The 14966-nt window shown below is 57.6% G+C and carries 15 protein-coding genes and 1 tRNA gene; 14 read left to right on the forward strand and 2 right to left on the reverse strand.

Annotation, left to right across the window (positions count from 1 at the left end; genetic code table 11):
- Positions 1-41 precede the first annotated feature (41 nt).
- A complete protein-coding gene (dnaG, locus tag VFA76_03945; protein ID HZR30992.1) occupies positions 42-1949 on the reverse strand; it encodes a DNA primase in 1908 nt (635 codons plus the stop codon).
- Between the two features lie 191 nt (positions 1950-2140).
- Here dnaG and ruvB point away from each other — a divergent pair, with 191 nt between their 5' ends.
- The 14 genes from ruvB to VFA76_04015 all read left to right on the forward strand — a co-directional run bounded on the left by ruvB (position 2141) and on the right by VFA76_04015 (position 13434).
- On the forward strand, positions 2141-3184 hold the full coding sequence (ruvB, locus tag VFA76_03950; GenBank protein ID HZR30993.1) for a Holliday junction branch migration DNA helicase RuvB: 1044 nt from the start codon (positions 2141-2143) through the stop codon (positions 3182-3184).
- A 74-nt stretch (positions 3185-3258) separates the two neighbouring features.
- Positions 3259-4251: a 4-(cytidine 5'-diphospho)-2-C-methyl-D-erythritol kinase gene (gene ispE, locus VFA76_03955; protein HZR30994.1), complete on the forward strand. Its 993-nt coding sequence runs from the start codon at positions 3259-3261 to the stop codon at positions 4249-4251.
- Between the two features lie 49 nt (positions 4252-4300).
- Positions 4301-4374: transfer RNA gene (locus VFA76_03960), tRNA-Gln, on the forward strand.
- Positions 4375-4390: 16 nt separating this feature from the next.
- Positions 4391-5482 (forward strand): ribose-phosphate pyrophosphokinase, encoded by a 1092-nt coding sequence (locus VFA76_03965; GenBank protein HZR30995.1) that lies wholly within the window; start codon positions 4391-4393, stop codon positions 5480-5482.
- 15 nt (positions 5483-5497) lie between these two features.
- On the forward strand, positions 5498-6232 hold the full coding sequence (locus VFA76_03970; GenBank protein HZR30996.1) for a 50S ribosomal protein L25: 735 nt from the start codon (positions 5498-5500) through the stop codon (positions 6230-6232).
- A 20-nt stretch (positions 6233-6252) separates the two neighbouring features.
- Positions 6253-6837, forward strand: a complete 585-nt coding sequence (gene pth, locus VFA76_03975; protein ID HZR30997.1) for an aminoacyl-tRNA hydrolase — start codon at positions 6253-6255, stop codon at positions 6835-6837.
- 19 nt (positions 6838-6856) lie between these two features.
- A complete protein-coding gene (gene rpsF, locus VFA76_03980; GenBank protein ID HZR30998.1) occupies positions 6857-7240 on the forward strand; it encodes a 30S ribosomal protein S6 in 384 nt (127 codons plus the stop codon).
- Between the two features lie 43 nt (positions 7241-7283).
- A complete protein-coding gene (gene rpsR / locus VFA76_03985) occupies positions 7284-7652 on the forward strand; it encodes a 30S ribosomal protein S18 (GenBank protein ID HZR30999.1) in 369 nt (122 codons plus the stop codon).
- A 61-nt stretch (positions 7653-7713) separates the two neighbouring features.
- Positions 7714-8169, forward strand: coding sequence for a 50S ribosomal protein L9 (rplI, locus tag VFA76_03990; GenBank protein HZR31000.1), 456 nt, complete (start codon positions 7714-7716; stop codon positions 8167-8169).
- A gap of 284 nt (positions 8170-8453) precedes the next feature.
- Positions 8454-9047, forward strand: a complete 594-nt coding sequence (locus VFA76_03995) for a sigma-70 family RNA polymerase sigma factor (GenBank protein ID HZR31001.1) — start codon at positions 8454-8456, stop codon at positions 9045-9047.
- Positions 9048-9075: 28 nt separating this feature from the next.
- Positions 9076-10014, forward strand: coding sequence for a HEAT repeat domain-containing protein (locus VFA76_04000; GenBank protein ID HZR31002.1), 939 nt, complete (start codon positions 9076-9078; stop codon positions 10012-10014).
- Between the two features lie 15 nt (positions 10015-10029).
- Positions 10030-11211, forward strand: coding sequence for a hypothetical protein (locus VFA76_04005; protein ID HZR31003.1), 1182 nt, complete (start codon positions 10030-10032; stop codon positions 11209-11211).
- A gap of 32 nt (positions 11212-11243) precedes the next feature.
- Positions 11244-12332 (forward strand): PDZ domain-containing protein, encoded by a 1089-nt coding sequence (locus VFA76_04010; protein HZR31004.1) that lies wholly within the window; start codon positions 11244-11246, stop codon positions 12330-12332.
- A gap of 175 nt (positions 12333-12507) precedes the next feature.
- On the forward strand, positions 12508-13434 hold the full coding sequence (locus VFA76_04015; protein ID HZR31005.1) for a tetratricopeptide repeat protein: 927 nt from the start codon (positions 12508-12510) through the stop codon (positions 13432-13434).
- Between the two features lie 13 nt (positions 13435-13447).
- Here the strand turns inward: VFA76_04015 and VFA76_04020 are convergent, their stop codons facing one another.
- Positions 13448-14929: a sensor domain-containing diguanylate cyclase gene (locus VFA76_04020; protein ID HZR31006.1), complete on the reverse strand. Its 1482-nt coding sequence runs from the start codon at positions 14927-14929 to the stop codon at positions 13448-13450.
- Between the last annotated feature and the right edge of the window lie 37 nt (positions 14930-14966).

Consider the following 14966-nt stretch of genomic DNA (forward strand, 5'->3'; position numbering starts at 1 on the left):
CAAATTTCAGCAACCTCCGGCCATGTACTTACTGCCTGCGTTTACTGATCAGACGTACACACGTCAGTTTGGCCACCAGGCGGCGAGGAACCAGCAGCCAGGGCCCGATCCAAGGCTAGCTTCTCCCGGACCAAGCGGCCGAGTTCATTGCCATCCTGCCGGCGTTCAGCTTCTGCTATCTGCCCTTGAACCTGGCGTTGGCGCCGCTGCAGATGTCGCCGGCGCATCGCCTCGAGGGCTCCCTCCACCAGTTCCGGGGTCAACTCCTCCTCGTCGCTCATCAGGGTGGCGGCCAGGAGCCGGCGATCGGAATCAGAAAGCGGCAGCGACATAGGATCTGCTATCTCCATATCGGCAGCTAATAGCGCTTGCAGCAGCGATTCCGCTGCTAGCCCTTCGTGCAGCTGTTCGCTGCCACATGCGAAGCGTGCCTGACGCGCGGGATCGAATTCCTCTTCCGCGCCGTCGCGGGCGGAGACGTGCAGGTCAATGCCGGAGTGAACGCGTCCCGCCGAGGCCAAGGCCCGGATCAATATCCGCTCTGCTTCGGTGATCTGGTTTTGGGGTGGCGCCTTCAAGGAAGCTGCAGCCCGATTGCCGGCGGCGTGACGAAGCTCCTGGCGAAGCACGGCGGAATCGATTGCCAGTTTCTGGGCAATTTCCCGCGCAATTTCATCGCGCACGATTCGGCTTGGCACCCGCTGCACGTGAGGCAAGAGGAAATTCACCGCTTTCACCTTGGCTTCCGGGCTACGGGGCGGGTGCAACGTCTGCGCGCGCTCAATCAGATAATCAAAATACTTTTGGGAATGTCGCAGCGCCTCTTCATAGGCATTCTTTCCCTTCTGGCGGATGAACAGATCAGGATCGAAGCCGCGCTCCAGGCTCAACACTTTCACCTGGAATTCCTCAGCCACCAACAGCGCAAGCGTGCGCTCCGTCGCTGCGGCGCCGGCGGTGTCAGGGTCGAAGTTCACCACCGCATTTTTGCTGAAACGCGCCAGCAGCTTGGCCTGTAGCTCGGTGAACGCGGTGCCCGAGCTGGCAATCACATTGTGAAAGCCCGCGGCATAGACGGAAATGCAATCCATCTGGCCTTCCACCAGGATGGCATAGTCGAGCTTGCGGATAGCTTCCTTCGCATGATCCAGGTTGAACAGCACACGGGATTTCGAGTAGATCGCAGTTTCCGGCGAGTTGAGGTACTTGGGGCCGGCCTTTTCGTCCGCCGCGAGAGTCCGGCCGGTGAACGCAATCACCCGCCCTGCCTCATTGGCGATGGGAAACATGATCCGGTTGCGAAACTTCGAATAGAGCGCGGCTCGGTTGGGTTGTGCTTTGGGTGCCGCTTCGCGGCCGGCAGGCAGCGGTTCGCCCTCCTTCCAGGAGAACAGCCCCGACGCTTTCAGTATTTCTTCGTCAAACTGGCCTCGCAGCTTATCGCGGAGCAGGAAACCGGACTCGGGCGCGTAGCCGATGTGAAAGCTGTTGATGATCTCTTCGCTTAGGCCGCGCCCGGTGAGGTATTCACGAGCGTGGGCGGCCTCGGAACGTTGTAGCTGCTCCTGGAAGAATGCCGTTGCCAACTCGTGCACCTGCAACAGCGCAGTACGCATCTTGGCTTCCTGCGCCTCTGCCGGGCTGCTGTAAGAGACTTTGGGAAGCGGCACTCCGACTTTTTGCGCCACGGCGCGAACCGCTTCAGGGAAAGTAATGTTCTCGAGCCTTTGGACGAAGCTGAAGACGTCACCGGAAACGCCACATCCGAAACAGTGGTAAAACTGCCGCGTGGCGTGCACCGAGAAAGAGGGCGTTTTCTCCTGGTGAAATGGGCACAGCCCGGAATAATTCTGCGCTCCCGCCTTTCGTAGCTTCACGTACTCGCCAACAACGCGGACGATGTCCGCCTGTTGCTTGACGGTGTAGGCAAAGTCGCCGGGATTCGCCATGGGAGCAAATGTTCGCCGCTAAAAGGCTAATCCAAAAGCGAATAAAAGGCGAATCTGTGTGGATAACCTGTGGAGAACGCGCCTTTCCGTAGGACGGGGGCGCAAAAGCGGTCTCCCCAGATAAGGAGTGCTGTAAATGGAGCTTCTATAGCATTGCCTTCGCCTGATTTTCGTCTTACTATCCGGCCAGAGTGTCCCTTACAGCAAGCAATCCTGAAGTAAGGCAGCGGCTGGTCTCCGCGGTGCCGGTAGAAGACGACGCCTCCTTTGAACTGAAACTTCGTCCGCGCCGTCTGCAGGAATTCATCGGACAGCCCAAGGTGAAGGAAAACCTCGCGGTCGCCATTGAGGCAGCCCGTTCCCGGGGTGAGGCCCTCGATCATGTGCTGCTCTACGGTCCTCCCGGATTGGGAAAAACGACACTAGCAAGCATCATTGCGAACGAATTGGGCGCGCAATTCCAGCAGACATCCGGGCCGGCGCTGCAGATCAAAGGCGACCTGACCGCGGTCCTCACAAACCTGCGTGAAAAACAGGTGCTGTTTATTGACGAAGTTCACCGCCTGCAGCCCCAATTGGAAGAACTGCTCTACTCCGCGCTCGAAGATTACAAGCTGGACATCATCATCGGCCAAGGGCCGGCCGCGCGGACCCACACCATGGAGGTGAAGCCGTTCACCTTCGTGGGAGCGACGACGCGCGCCGGGTTGTTGTCATCGCCATTGCGCTCGCGTTTTGGAATTGTACTGCGGCTGGAATTTTATGCCGATCAGGAACTGATCGTGATCGTGAAACGCTCGGCAGAGATTTTGGGTGTAGAGATTGACCACGCCGGCGCCCTGGAAATAGCGAGCCGCGCCCGGGGCACGCCGCGCATTGCCAATCGCCTATTGCGGCGGGTGCGTGATTACGCCCAGGTTCGTGGAGCCGGCCGCATAGACTTGGCAACCGCACAAGCGGCGTTGCACATGCTGGAAGTGGACAAGCATGGCTTCGACGAAATTGACCGCAAGCTGCTGCTAACGATCATTGAGAAGTACCAGGGCGGTCCGGTCGGCGTGAATACTTTGGCCGCCGCACTGGCCGAGGAGCCCGACGCAATCGAGGAAATTTACGAACCGTTCCTAATTCAAATCGGGTTTCTGAATCGCACCCCGCGCGGACGTACTGCCACTCGCCTGGCCTACGATCACTTCGGCATTACCCCGAGCCGACGCCAAAGCTCGCTCTTCTAAACAATCTATAGAGTGAGTGCAAGTTTCCTGTTATTAAGCTGCTGTTGAGTCGAGCAGAGTAGAATCTCTGCTCCATGCCGACCACCGTCCGCTCATTTGGCAAAATCAATCTGGGTCTATGCATTGGAGTGCGGCGGAAGGACGGCTATCACGAGCTGCGCACGATCTACCAAACGGTCGGGCTGCACGACCGCGTCCGCGTGCAAGTTGAACGCGGCAGCGGAATCAGAATTCGCTGCGAAGTTGCAGGAGTTCCGCAAGACGATTCCAACACCTGCTATCAAGCGGCAGAACGTTTGCTGGCGGCCCTGGGAATCAAGCGACGAGTCACCATTGAGATCGAAAAGCGTTTGCCGGTACAGGGCGGACTGGGCGGCGCCTCTTCGAATGCGGTGGCTACAATGCAGGCGCTACAGCATGAACTGAAGCGCGAGCTGCCATTGCCCGAACGGATGCGAATCGCCGCCGAGATTGGCTCTGACCTGCCGCTGTTTTTGATTGGCGGTACCGTGCTCGGGGTCAGCCGAGGTGAAGAGGTGTATCCCCTCGATGATGGCCCGTCATTTCAGTGTGTAATCGCCACACCGCGCATCGGAATTTCGACTCCCAAAGCCTTTGCGGACTGGGACCGCACGCAGAGACAACGGAAATTGACCGCTGGGGAAGCCTCCGATAGAATCAATTGGTTCAGTTCTGCGGCTCTATTGTGGCTGAACGGCTATTTACCCCGGCGGTTAGGTTTGACCGGGAGATCGTCCTCCGGTGTCCCTGTGGATTTTGACGGGGGCCGAGCCGAGAATCCGCTTCTCGAACTCGTCCGTACCGGGATCGCAAACGACTTCGAACAAGTCGTGTTTCCGCAGCATCCCGAATTACGAGAACTGAAGCGGACCTTGCAGAGGGAAGGCGCGAACTACGCGTCGCTCTCCGGATCTGGCTCTGCTGTATATGGATTATTCGGCTCGCGGCCGGCGGCAGTGCGAGCAGCCAGAAGGTTGGCGGCAGAGGGCACATTAGCCGAGGCGACAAGGACGGTTACGCGCCGTGAATATTGGAAGCATTTGTAATTTCCTGACTTGTAATTTGTAATTGAGGCGGTAGGTTCGACGGCAGAGTTGGGCGGTCGACTAATGGTAGGTCAAGTGCCTTTGGAGCACTTTGTCTAGGTTCGAATCCTAGCCGCCCAGCCAGAAATGAATTGAATAAATGCCAGTGCCGCGTAAAAACTGGGACCTGCAGCGCAACTTGACTCCGGAGACGAGACAAGCCATGGCCACTATTCTGGCACCCGCAGCGGAGAAAAAACCGCAGCAAACGACAGATAGCAAAACTGAGCGCAAGCCCCAACGGGGTCGTGTGGACGACAAGTTTAAAGTCTTTTGCGGAACGGCGAATATCAGCTTGTGCGACGAAGTGTGCGCCTTCCTTGGACTCTCGCGAGGCGCGGCTTTGGTCACTCGTTTCAAAGACGGAGAAGCATATGTGCAGATTCAGGAGAACGTCCGTGGCGCGGACGTTTTTCTGATGCAGCCGACCTGCGATCCGGTGGATATGCATTTGATGGAACTGCTGCTGATGATTGACGCGCTCAAACGCGCTTCGGCGCGACGCATCACAGCCGTGATCCCATACTTCGGCTACGCCCGGCAGGACCGCAAGGACAAACCGCGGGTGCCAATCTCCGCCAAGCTAGTGGCTGATCTGTTGACCACCGCTGGAGCCGATCGCGCCTTAGTGGTGGACCTGCACGCTCCGCAGATCCAGGGATTTTTCAATATTCCGGTGGACCACCTGTTCGCTTCGCCGGTGCTGGTGGATTACTTCAAGAAGATGAATCTGCCCAACCTCACCGTGGTGTCTCCTGACGCCGGCGGTGTAGAGAGGGCCCGGTTCTTCGCGAAGAAGATGGACGTACCTTTGGCCATCGTGGATAAACGGCGAGTCGAAATGGATGTCACGGAAGTGATGCACGTGATCGGTGATGTGCAGGGCCGCAGCTGCTTGCTCATTGACGATTTGATTGACACAGCCGGGACATTGGTGAAAACGGCCCGGGCGCTAATCGAGAGTGGCGCGACGCGAGTCTATGCCTGTGCTTCGCACCCCGTGCTCTCCGGCCCGGCATTGGAGAACCTGGCTGATTCGCCCATCGAAGAGGTAGTGGTGACTAACACCATTCCGCTGAGCGAAGCTGCCCGTAACCAACCAAAGATCAAAGTGCGCTCAATCGCAGGATTGATTGCGCGAGCGATACAGTCGATTCACGAAGAAACTTCGGTCAGCAAATTATTCGTATAGGCAGGAACAAAAATTATGGCAGCAGCAAACGACATTCTGGAAGCAAAACCCCGCGAGTCCAGCGGCAAGAACGTGGCCCGTCGGCTGCGCAAAAGCGGCCAGGTGCCTGGCGTGGTCTATGGCGCGAAACGCGATCCCATGACCGTGAGCGTGGATCCCAAGCAGGTTTCGCGCATCCTTCATTCGGCCTCTGGGCACAACACGATTTTTGAACTGGCGCTGGACGGCGAGCGCACCAAGGCGATGATTGTTGATTGGCAGTATGAGCCCATCAAAGGCAGCCTGCTGCACGTTGACCTGAAGCGCATTGCCATGGATGAGAAGCTCCATGTGAATGTGCCGATCGTGCTTCGCGGCGAAGCCGCGGGCGTGAAGCAGCAGGGCGGCATTCTGGAACAAGTGCTGCGCGAAGTGGAAATTGAGTGTTTGCCTCAAGACATCCCCAGCTCCATCGAAGCCGATGTCACCGAGTTGGTTTTCGGCAAGGTTATTCGTGTGGCCGATCTTCCGCACAATGAAAAGCTGAAGTTTCTTACAGATCCCAACCAGCCGGTGGCGCACGTCATCACGGTGAAGGAGGAAGTGGCTCCGACTCCGGAAGCGGTGGCTGCAGAGGCTGCCGCGGCGCCTGCCGAACCTGAAGTTATCAAGAAGGGCAAGCAGGAGACTGAGGAAGACGTTGCCGCCGAAGGGGCGACGGAGAAGGCTGAAAAGAAGCCGGAAAAGGCCGAGAAGAAAGAAAAGAAATGACGCAAGCTGGTGGCTAGGGCGTGAAGCTGATCGTCGGGCTCGGCAATCCGGGCATCGAGTACCAGTTCACGCCGCACAACCTGGGTTTTTTGGCGGTGGACCGTATCGCCGAGCGCTACCAGGTGCAGGTGAACAATCGCCACTGTCGGGCGCTCACTGGCAAAGTTGTAATTGGACCGGAAACGGTGCTGTTGGCCAAGCCAGAAACTTACATGAACCTGAGTGGCTTGGCGGTCCGGGAGCTGATTGCCGAATATGAGCTTCAGAGCGAGCGCGACCTGATTGTGATTTGGGATGAACTGGATCTGCCGTTTGGCGCTATTCGCATCCGGCAGCGGGGCAGTTCAGCCGGCCACCAGGGGGTGGAGTCAATCATCGGGGCGTTGGGTACGCAGGAGTTCTTACGGCTGCGGCTGGGCGTTGCACCCGAGCGCAAGGTGCCCGACGGAGCGCGCTACGTGTTATCGCAGTTTCGTAAGTCACAGTTGGCAGCGGTGGACAAGTTATTGGATACCGCCGCGGACGCGGTGGAAGTGGTCCTGAAAGAAGGCGCGGCAGCGGCCATGAATCGCTTCAACCGCAAAGACGAGTCGGCCGAAGATTAGAGATTTGGAGAAAACGTCAATGGATCGCATTTACGAAGTGATGTTTATTATCCGGCCTGATATGGCGGAAGAAGAAGTTGACCGTCTGATTTCAAACCTGGAAAGCCAGGTCGCGGCATCGGGCGGGAAGATGAACCACGTGGAGCGTATGGGCAAGCGACGCCTGGCTTACATGGTCGGCCGCTTTCAGGATGGCAACTATATCTTGCTGACGGTTGAGGGCGGAGGGCCAGCGATTCACGAACTGGAACGGCGCCTGCGGGTGACTGAGCCGGTGATCAAATTCCTCACCGTGAGAGTGGACCAGGAACAGGCACGACTGGCCAAAATCAAAGCTAAACGTGCGGCTAAAGCTCCCCCGCCGGCGGAGACCGGCGGCGAGCCCGCCGAAGTCACTGCATAGAAGGCAGCGCGATGCGCACCACCGACAATTGTGAAGGAGAATTATGGCTGAAGAAATTAGAACACAGGGTGCGGCAGATGGCGCATCCACCTCTGCGCCTCCGGCTCCAGTGCCGACATCCAGTGGTCCCAGTGGACATGGCGGGCCACGCTCAGAACGGCGCCCCGGCGGCGGGGGAGGTCGCGAGGGCGGTCGAAAGTATTTTCGCCGGAAGAAGGTCTGCAAATTCTGCGTGGAGAAGATCCAGTCTATTGACTACAAAGACTATCGCCTTCTCTCCCAGTTTGTGGCAGAGAGCGGGAAAATTGTGCCGCGCCGCTTGACGGGAGTGTGCACGCCGCACCAGCGCCGGCTGTCGGTCGCCATCAAGCAGGCCCGCAACATCGCCCTGCTGCCGTTTGGCCGCACCTAGAGGAATTCGGTGCAAGCAGCTCGGTAAGTGGAGCTATAGATTCGAAATGGAGTCATTCAATATGGAAGTTATTCTCAAGGAAGATGTAGGGAAGCTGGGCTCACGTGGTGACGTGGTGAAGGTAGCCGAAGGCTACGGACGGAACTACCTCCTGCCCAGAAAATTAGCTATCGAGGCAAGCACCGCCAATAAGGCAGTGATCGAACAGATGAAGGCGGCCGCGCTGCGCCGGTCAGCGCGCGAGAAAGGAGAGGCGGAAGCTCTCTCCAAGCAGTTTGACGATCTCAGCGTAACCTTCCGCCGCCGCTCGGGTGAACACGAGCAGTTGTTCGGCTCCGTGACCTCGGCCGACATTGCTGCCGAGCTTGAAAAGCGGGGCTTCAACCTGGATCGCCGCAAAATCCAGCTTCATGAGCCGCTTAAAGCGATAGGGGAGTTTTCCATCCCGGTGAAGCTCCACAAAGAGGTTACGGCTCACTTAAAAGTTGTCGTGGAAAAGGAAGCGACTCCCGAGTAATTCCGCAAAATGGAGGCGGGCACTCTCGCCCGCGTCCATCCCCCCATTGGCCCTCGCCTATGGCGGTAAAGCCCTATAATTCTGCTCACGGAATGCCTACTGACCCGTCCAAGTCTATGCAAACCGGCACAAAAGCTTTAAAGCAAGCTGTGCCGGAAACAGGTCCAGAGGTAACTATGCCGGCCGATGCTCTGGCAGTTCCGTGGACGGTTGGCGAAGGTTCCTACCCCCGCAGTGGGCAGGAACAGGGCGGCGTATCCGAAAACCCCTCGGCTCGGGGGAGCATGGGACAGAGTTTCAGCCGCGTCGACGACACCGTCTTAGTCCGTGAGGCCCAGCGTGGCAACCACGCCGCCTTCGAAGAGTTGGTGCGCCACTACGACCATGCTGTGCTCCGGCTGGCGCTGCACCTGACCGGCTCCGAAGCCGACGCCCAGGATATTTACCAGGACGCGTTTTTGAAGGCCTACAGAAACGTGGGCAGCTTCCGGTTTGAGTGCTCTTTCTACACTTGGATTTACCGCATCGTCACGAACCTGTGTCTTGACCACCTGCGCAAGCGGCAGGTGCGCAAAGAAGATCCACCTGTGGCCACTGACGCCAGCGGCGAGCAGTACGATGTGCTGGACCAAGTGCCTGACGGACGTGCGGTCAGCAACCCGGAGCGTGATCTGATGAGGCGTGAAGTGGGCGGCCGAATCACGCAGGCACTGGAGAAGCTGACACCGCGCGAGCGCATGGTGTTTGAGTTGAAGCACTATCACGGAATGAAGTTGAGGACCGTGGGAGAGATCCTGAATACCACCGAGGAAACGGCAAAGAACACGCTGTTCCGCGCCACCCAGAAGCTGCGAGTGGTTTTGGCGGACATACGTTGAATAGGGCCCCGGGAAGGGGAGGCAAGCGATGAAGTGCGAATGGGTAAAGAACAATATTGTTTTGTACATCTACGATGAGCTTCTGGACGACGCGCGTTTCGAGCTGGAGCAGCATGTTCGCCGCTGCGCAGGTTGCGCTGCTGAGCTGGACGCCGCGGGAAGCTTTAAGCAAGGACTTTCAGTCCTGCCGGTGCAGGAACCGAGCCCCAATATGCTGGCCGCCTCCCGAATGCGTCTTCAGGAAGCGTTAGAGACGGTTGAGCGTCCCGGCTGGCTGCATCGCTGGACCTTTGATCTCTCCAGTTGGTTCACGCCTGGACGATTTTCACCAGCACTGGCCAGCGTTATTTTCATCGTGGGGTTTGCGGCAGGAATCGGCGCCACGTACAAGATGGTTTCTGGTGTCCGTCCCAACAACTCTGCCGTTACCACCAACCAGCAACAACCTGTGGAATCTTCAATCGCGGGCATTCGCGACATCACTCAAAGGCCGGGCAGCAACAAGATTGACATCAAGTATGACACGGTGACTACACAATCGGCGCAAGGGTCGCTGAATGATTCGCGGATCCAGCAGCTATTGCTCTACGCCGCGCGCAACAATTACAACTCCGGCGTGCGCTTGGATTCCGTGGACTTGCTGGCGCAAAATCCGCAGGATCCGCAATCCCGCGAGACCCTCATATATGCGCTCCGCTACGATACAAACCCGGGTTGCCGGCTGAAGGCGCTTGGAGCGTTGGGCCCATACGTAAAGGGCGATACGCGGGTGCGCAATGTGGTACTGGAAGCGCTGCTGAATGATGGCAATCTGGGAGTGCGGGCGCAAGCTATTCACTTCCTGGAGCCGGTGCGGGTTGATAGCAGCGTACGCGCCGCTCTCGTCCGGCTGGCGCGGCAAGATAAGAATCAGTACATCCGCCAGCAGTCGCGTTCGGTGCTGGCTGAATTACCTGAGGTTGATTAAGCGGTGAGAAGAGCGTTGGCCAAATTCGTGATTTTTGTGGCGCTTGCAGCCTTGCCCGCAGTAGCGCAGCAGTCGCGGGTTTTCCGCCAGGGCGACAGCTGGGTAGAAGAGATTACGGGCTCGCTTCCTGCGGTTCGTAATCTGCGCCTCAGCACAGATGCAGGCGCGGTTCGGGTCCAGGGCGGCAACCAAAACAGTATCAATTACGTGATCCGTAAACGCATCAATGCATCGTCAGAGCAAGCCGCGCGGCGGCGGTTCGAGACATTTAAAGTTTCTGTCGGTACGGAGGGCGATACTGCCTCGATCGAGGGTGAAGCGCCCGAAGGCGGAGTCCACCGGCTATCAGTTGATTTTTCTTTGGATGTTCCTCGCAATCTGGATTGGGCGAAGCTGGAGACCCAGGGTGGAAGTATGGTTGTGGCTAGCATCGCTGGCCGGGTGGACGCTTCCACCGGCGGAGGAAGCATGAAGCTGGAGCAAATCGCCGGGAACATCACAGGTGAAACCGGCGGAGGCAGCATTGCTGTGGACGCGGCGGGCGCAGACCTCAAATTGGAGACCGGCGGTGGGAGCATTCATATAGGCTCGGTCAAAGGCAAGATTGAGGCGCAAACTGGCGGCGGCAGCGTAGAGGTCGGGGACGGAATGCAAGGCGCATTACTGGAGACCGGCGGTGGCAGCATTGCGGTGAGACGCTGCCTGGGAAAAGTGAAGGCCTCGACCGGGGGTGGGAGCATTGAACTGGGACAAATTGACGGTCCAGCGGAATTAGAGACGGGTGGCGGCAGTATTCGCGTGGCCGGCGCCAAGAGAGCGGTGAAAGCGGAAAGCGGTGGTGGCAGCATCGAGCTTTTCAAGCTGGGAAGCGGAGCGCGTGTCGAAACTGGCGGGGGCGCGATCATCGCGGAGTTTATCGCCAGCCGTGGAAATTTCACCGAGTCGTCACTAGAGACACCCTCCGGCGATATTACGGTTTATTTATTGCCGGAAATCGCACTTACTTTGCACGCGGCTATCGAAATGGCAAGCGGCCACAATATTCGTTCGGATTTTCCGCAGTTTAAGGTGACCATAGAAGGCGAAGAATATGGACCCAAGCGGGTCATGGCGGATGGCAGTCTGAACGGCGGGGGGCCAGTGCTCAAGGTCGAAACCAATTCAGGTGATATCTCGCTCTTGCGTGCCGGCCGCTAGCTGAGCGCGCACCAAGCGGGCAGGAGTCGAATATGCGCAAAGCACAGTTGATAGTTCTGATGATATTGGTGCTGACGGGAGTTCAGTCCGGCTTGGCAGAACCACCGGCAAGAGTTGCTCCCGGCCCCGGCACGTTTGGAGAAGAGCAAGCCGTTTCCTATCTCGGGGTGGACACTCGCGACGTCAGTTCGGATCGTTTGGCCGAATTGAAGTTGAAGGAAGAGCGCGGCGTGGAAGTCACCATGGTGGACCAGGACGCTCCCGCAGGCAAGTTCGGCCTGAAAGAGCACGACGTAATTCTGAGCATCAACAACTCACCGGTGGAGAGCGTGGCGCAATTTCGGCGGATGATCCGGGAAGTACCCCCAGGGCGGACGGCGATCTTGGGCATCAGTCGAGACGGCCAGCCCGTGACTGTGAAGGTTGAACTAGGAAAACGCCCGCAGAGCTTTCCTTCGGGGCCCGCTTCAGGGGAGTGGGGAATGAATCACTTTCCGGCCATGCCTGCTATGCCTGCCATGCCAGCCATGCCGGCGATGCCGGCAATGCCGCGTATTGAGATGATGCCGGAGATGGACGTTCCGTCATTCGATGTGGTGGTGCATTCGTCCGTTCGCGGGGGCCTGATGGTGGAGAATTTGACCCCCCAATTGGGTGAGTATTTTGGTGTAAAGAACGGGCAGGGAGTGCTGGTGCGCTCGGTTGAGAAGGGCAGCGCAGCGGAGCGGGCTGGGTTTCGTGCAGGGGATGTTGTGATCAAGGTGGGAGGCCAGCCAATCGCTGACAGCAATGACTGGCGACGGGCTTTGCGAGCCAACGGAAGCAAGACGGTTGCTATCTCAATTGTGCGCGAACGTAAACAGCAGACACTCTCGTTTGCCGCGCCTCGCAAAGCTGGTAAAAATTCGGGGTTGCGCTTTGACCCATTGGAGGTCAGCGCCAGCGTGGACCTCCACGGTTTGAATGCCGAACTGGAGCACATTCGGCCACAACTGGAGAAAATGCAACAGAATGCAAAACACATGGCCGAAGAAATCCGGCGGCAGGTGAATCCAGACGAGATTCGGAAATCCATTGAAGAGCAGCTGCATCAGCTGCAACAGGAATGGGAGGAAATCTAACCTCTAAGGCACGCTCCCATCGCCTTCGCAATGACACGAAGGCGATATGTCTCGGCGCTCGCAGACCACACCTGATACCGCTTTCCTCAGCAGTCATCCCACCCTTGCCACTTTCATCAGCATTCTCGCTCTAAGGTACCCGAGAGCTTTCATCTCCTAGGGGAGCGAAGAAATCATGCTGATGCTCAGGTCTAGTCTGTTGCTGCTCTGCGTGGCATTGTCTGCCGTGGCGGTCCCAAGTTCTGGGGAAGATCAACGCGGGGATGTGGCAGCAGCAGAGTCCGTATATCAGGCGAAAGACTGGGCAAAGGCGACAAGACTTTACGAGCAGCTCGCAAACTCACATCCGAAAAGCGGCATTTATTGGTATCGCCTGGGCGTCTCTCTTGAAGCCACAGGTAAACATCAGGCTGCCCTGGAAGCACTTGCAAAGTCCCAAGCGGCCGGAACGCCATCTTTCATGGTTGGCTTCAGTCGCGCAAGTGTATATGCCTCAATGGGCGAGTTGGAGAAGGCCATTCAGGAATTATCCGAGGCCGTGAAGCAAGGATTCAATGACCCCGACAAAATGCTTACCGATACCAACTTGCAACCGTTACGGAGCGATGCGCGTTTCCCCGCATTGCTCGAGCAGGTTAAACGTAACCAGAAGCCGTGTTTCTACAGTGCAGAAAATCGTCAATTCGACTTTTGGGTTGGCGACTGGGACGTGGTGGCTACGGCGGACAGCGTGCCTCGAGGTTCCAGTCACATTGCAAGAGAACTGGCAGACTGCGTCATCTGGGAAAATTGGACAAGTTTGACTACCGGGTATGCCGGAAAGAGCTACAACGTTTACAACCCGGACCGGAAGCGCTGGGAACAATTCTGGGTAGATAACAATGGGGGCATGATTCATTTCTACGGCGGACTAAAGGACGGAAACATGGATTATTGGACCGACGAAATTCCCCAACCTGACGGGACGCGCCTGAAGCGGCATCTCCAATTTTTTAATCTCGGACCAGACAGAGTGCGGCAATTCAGTCAGGGATCCACGGATGGCGGAAAGAGCTGGCAAGTGGAGTACGACTTCACCTATCTGCGAAAAAAGGGACCGTAGCCCTTCGTACGGTTTAGGCAGTTGCCGGCGCCAGCCCGGCCGCGCGAACACAGTTTCTTCCCGCCTGTTTGGCAGCATAGAGGGCGGCGTCTGCGGCTTTAACGATGTCGTCCCGGGTCTGACCATGCAGCGGGAAGGCTGCCGTTCCAGCGCTGATGGTTACGGAACGAGGTACGCCGGGGAAATGCCATCCGGCGACTTCCCGGCGCAACTTCTCAGCCACGCTCAATGCCTGTTCGGCCGTGATCTGCGGCAGCACGATTGCAAATTCCTCGCCTCCATAGCGGCAAACCACATCACTTTTGCGTAACTGCAGCGAAAACACGGAAGAAATCTGACGCAGCACTTCATCACCAAGCAAATGGCCGAATTCATCGTTGAGCCGCTTAAAGTGGTCAATATCCATCATGATGACGGCCAAGGTGCCGTTGTGACGCTGGGCTCGCTCCATCTCTTCAGCGATACGGATCTCAAAAAAGCGGCGATTGAACATCCCGGTTAAACCGTCTATGTAGGCCAGCTGGCGAACGCGCTGAACGTAATGCGTGTTCTGGATTGCAGTCGCGCATATGTCCGCCACCGATTCAAGGGTCTGAGCATCGGCCAGCGTGAAGGCGCCCTCCTGGGCGCTGTCCAGCATCAGCACTCCCAAGGTCTGGCCAAAAGAAATCAGGGGGATGCACATCCGGGACCGGGTCTCCCGGAAAATTGGTAGATAATGCCCCGCCTTGCGAATATCACTTTCAATAATGGTTTTGTTGGTTCCGATAGCGCGCCAGGCGATGCTGTCACCAGCCGGGATGCGCTCCTGCTCAGAAATCAACAGCGTCAACTTGCCTTCGTGAGAACGCAATACAAGCGCATTTTCATCCTTTAGAAGCACGCAAACGTGGTCTGCTGGAAAAGACTGCCGGACCAAAAAGCATAGTTTTGTCAGCAATTCCTCGAGCTCGAGCACTGCGGTGGTCTGCTTGGCTATAGCGTTGATCGCCTCCAGCTGCGCGGAGCGGCGCTGCTCCAGCGAGTACAGCCGCGCATTCTGCAACGCCATGGATGCTTGCGTGGAAAACAACGTGAGGAGGTCAATGGTTTCAGAATCAAAGAAGTTGATGCGATCGCTCTGGCAGTCAAGCACGCCCACGACCTCATCGCGGACCATAAGTGGCACAGCGAGCTCGGAACGAGTGCTCTGGGCCGATTTCAGGTAACGCGCATCCTTGCTCACGTCGGGGACGTAGACGGGTCGCTTGAGGCGGGCGGCAGTGCCGGTAATTCCTTGCCCCACCAGTACTTTTATCTTGTCCTGGCCTTCGTCCCATCCCACCTGGCTGCGGACACACAACTCCTTGGTGTCAGAATCGAGCAGGAGGATGGCGACGTTGTGCAAGTGAAAATAGTCGCGCGCGATCCCCAGGATCTGATTCAACACCTCATCCAGGTCGAAGGTGGACAGCACCGCCTGGCTCGCATCGTACAGGACGGCAATTTTTTGCATGTTTGGGCGAATTGTACCGGGAGGGTGAGGCTCGCGA

It is taken from the genome of Terriglobales bacterium (assembly GCA_035651655.1).
Taxonomy (GTDB): Bacteria; Acidobacteriota; Terriglobia; order Terriglobales; family Acidobacteriaceae; genus DASRFG01.

Coding starts and splice junctions, on each gene's coding strand:
- dnaG (HZR30992.1), bottom strand. CDS start 1,949: ATGGCGAATCCCGGCGACTTTGCCTACACCGTCAAGCAACAGGCGGAC.
- ispE (HZR30994.1), top strand. CDS start 3,259: ATGCCGACCACCGTCCGCTCATTTGGCAAAATCAATCTGGGTCTATGC.
- VFA76_03965 (HZR30995.1), top strand. CDS start 4,391: ATGCCAGTGCCGCGTAAAAACTGGGACCTGCAGCGCAACTTGACTCCG.
- VFA76_03970 (HZR30996.1), top strand. CDS start 5,498: ATGGCAGCAGCAAACGACATTCTGGAAGCAAAACCCCGCGAGTCCAGC.
- rpsF (HZR30998.1), top strand. CDS start 6,857: ATGGATCGCATTTACGAAGTGATGTTTATTATCCGGCCTGATATGGCG.
- rpsR (HZR30999.1), top strand. CDS start 7,284: ATGGCTGAAGAAATTAGAACACAGGGTGCGGCAGATGGCGCATCCACC.
- rplI (HZR31000.1), top strand. CDS start 7,714: ATGGAAGTTATTCTCAAGGAAGATGTAGGGAAGCTGGGCTCACGTGGT.
- VFA76_03995 (HZR31001.1), top strand. CDS start 8,454: ATGGGACAGAGTTTCAGCCGCGTCGACGACACCGTCTTAGTCCGTGAG.
- VFA76_04000 (HZR31002.1), top strand. CDS start 9,076: ATGAAGTGCGAATGGGTAAAGAACAATATTGTTTTGTACATCTACGAT.
- VFA76_04010 (HZR31004.1), top strand. CDS start 11,244: ATGCGCAAAGCACAGTTGATAGTTCTGATGATATTGGTGCTGACGGGA.
- VFA76_04015 (HZR31005.1), top strand. CDS start 12,508: ATGCTGATGCTCAGGTCTAGTCTGTTGCTGCTCTGCGTGGCATTGTCT.
- VFA76_04020 (HZR31006.1), bottom strand. CDS start 14,929: ATGCAAAAAATTGCCGTCCTGTACGATGCGAGCCAGGCGGTGCTGTCC.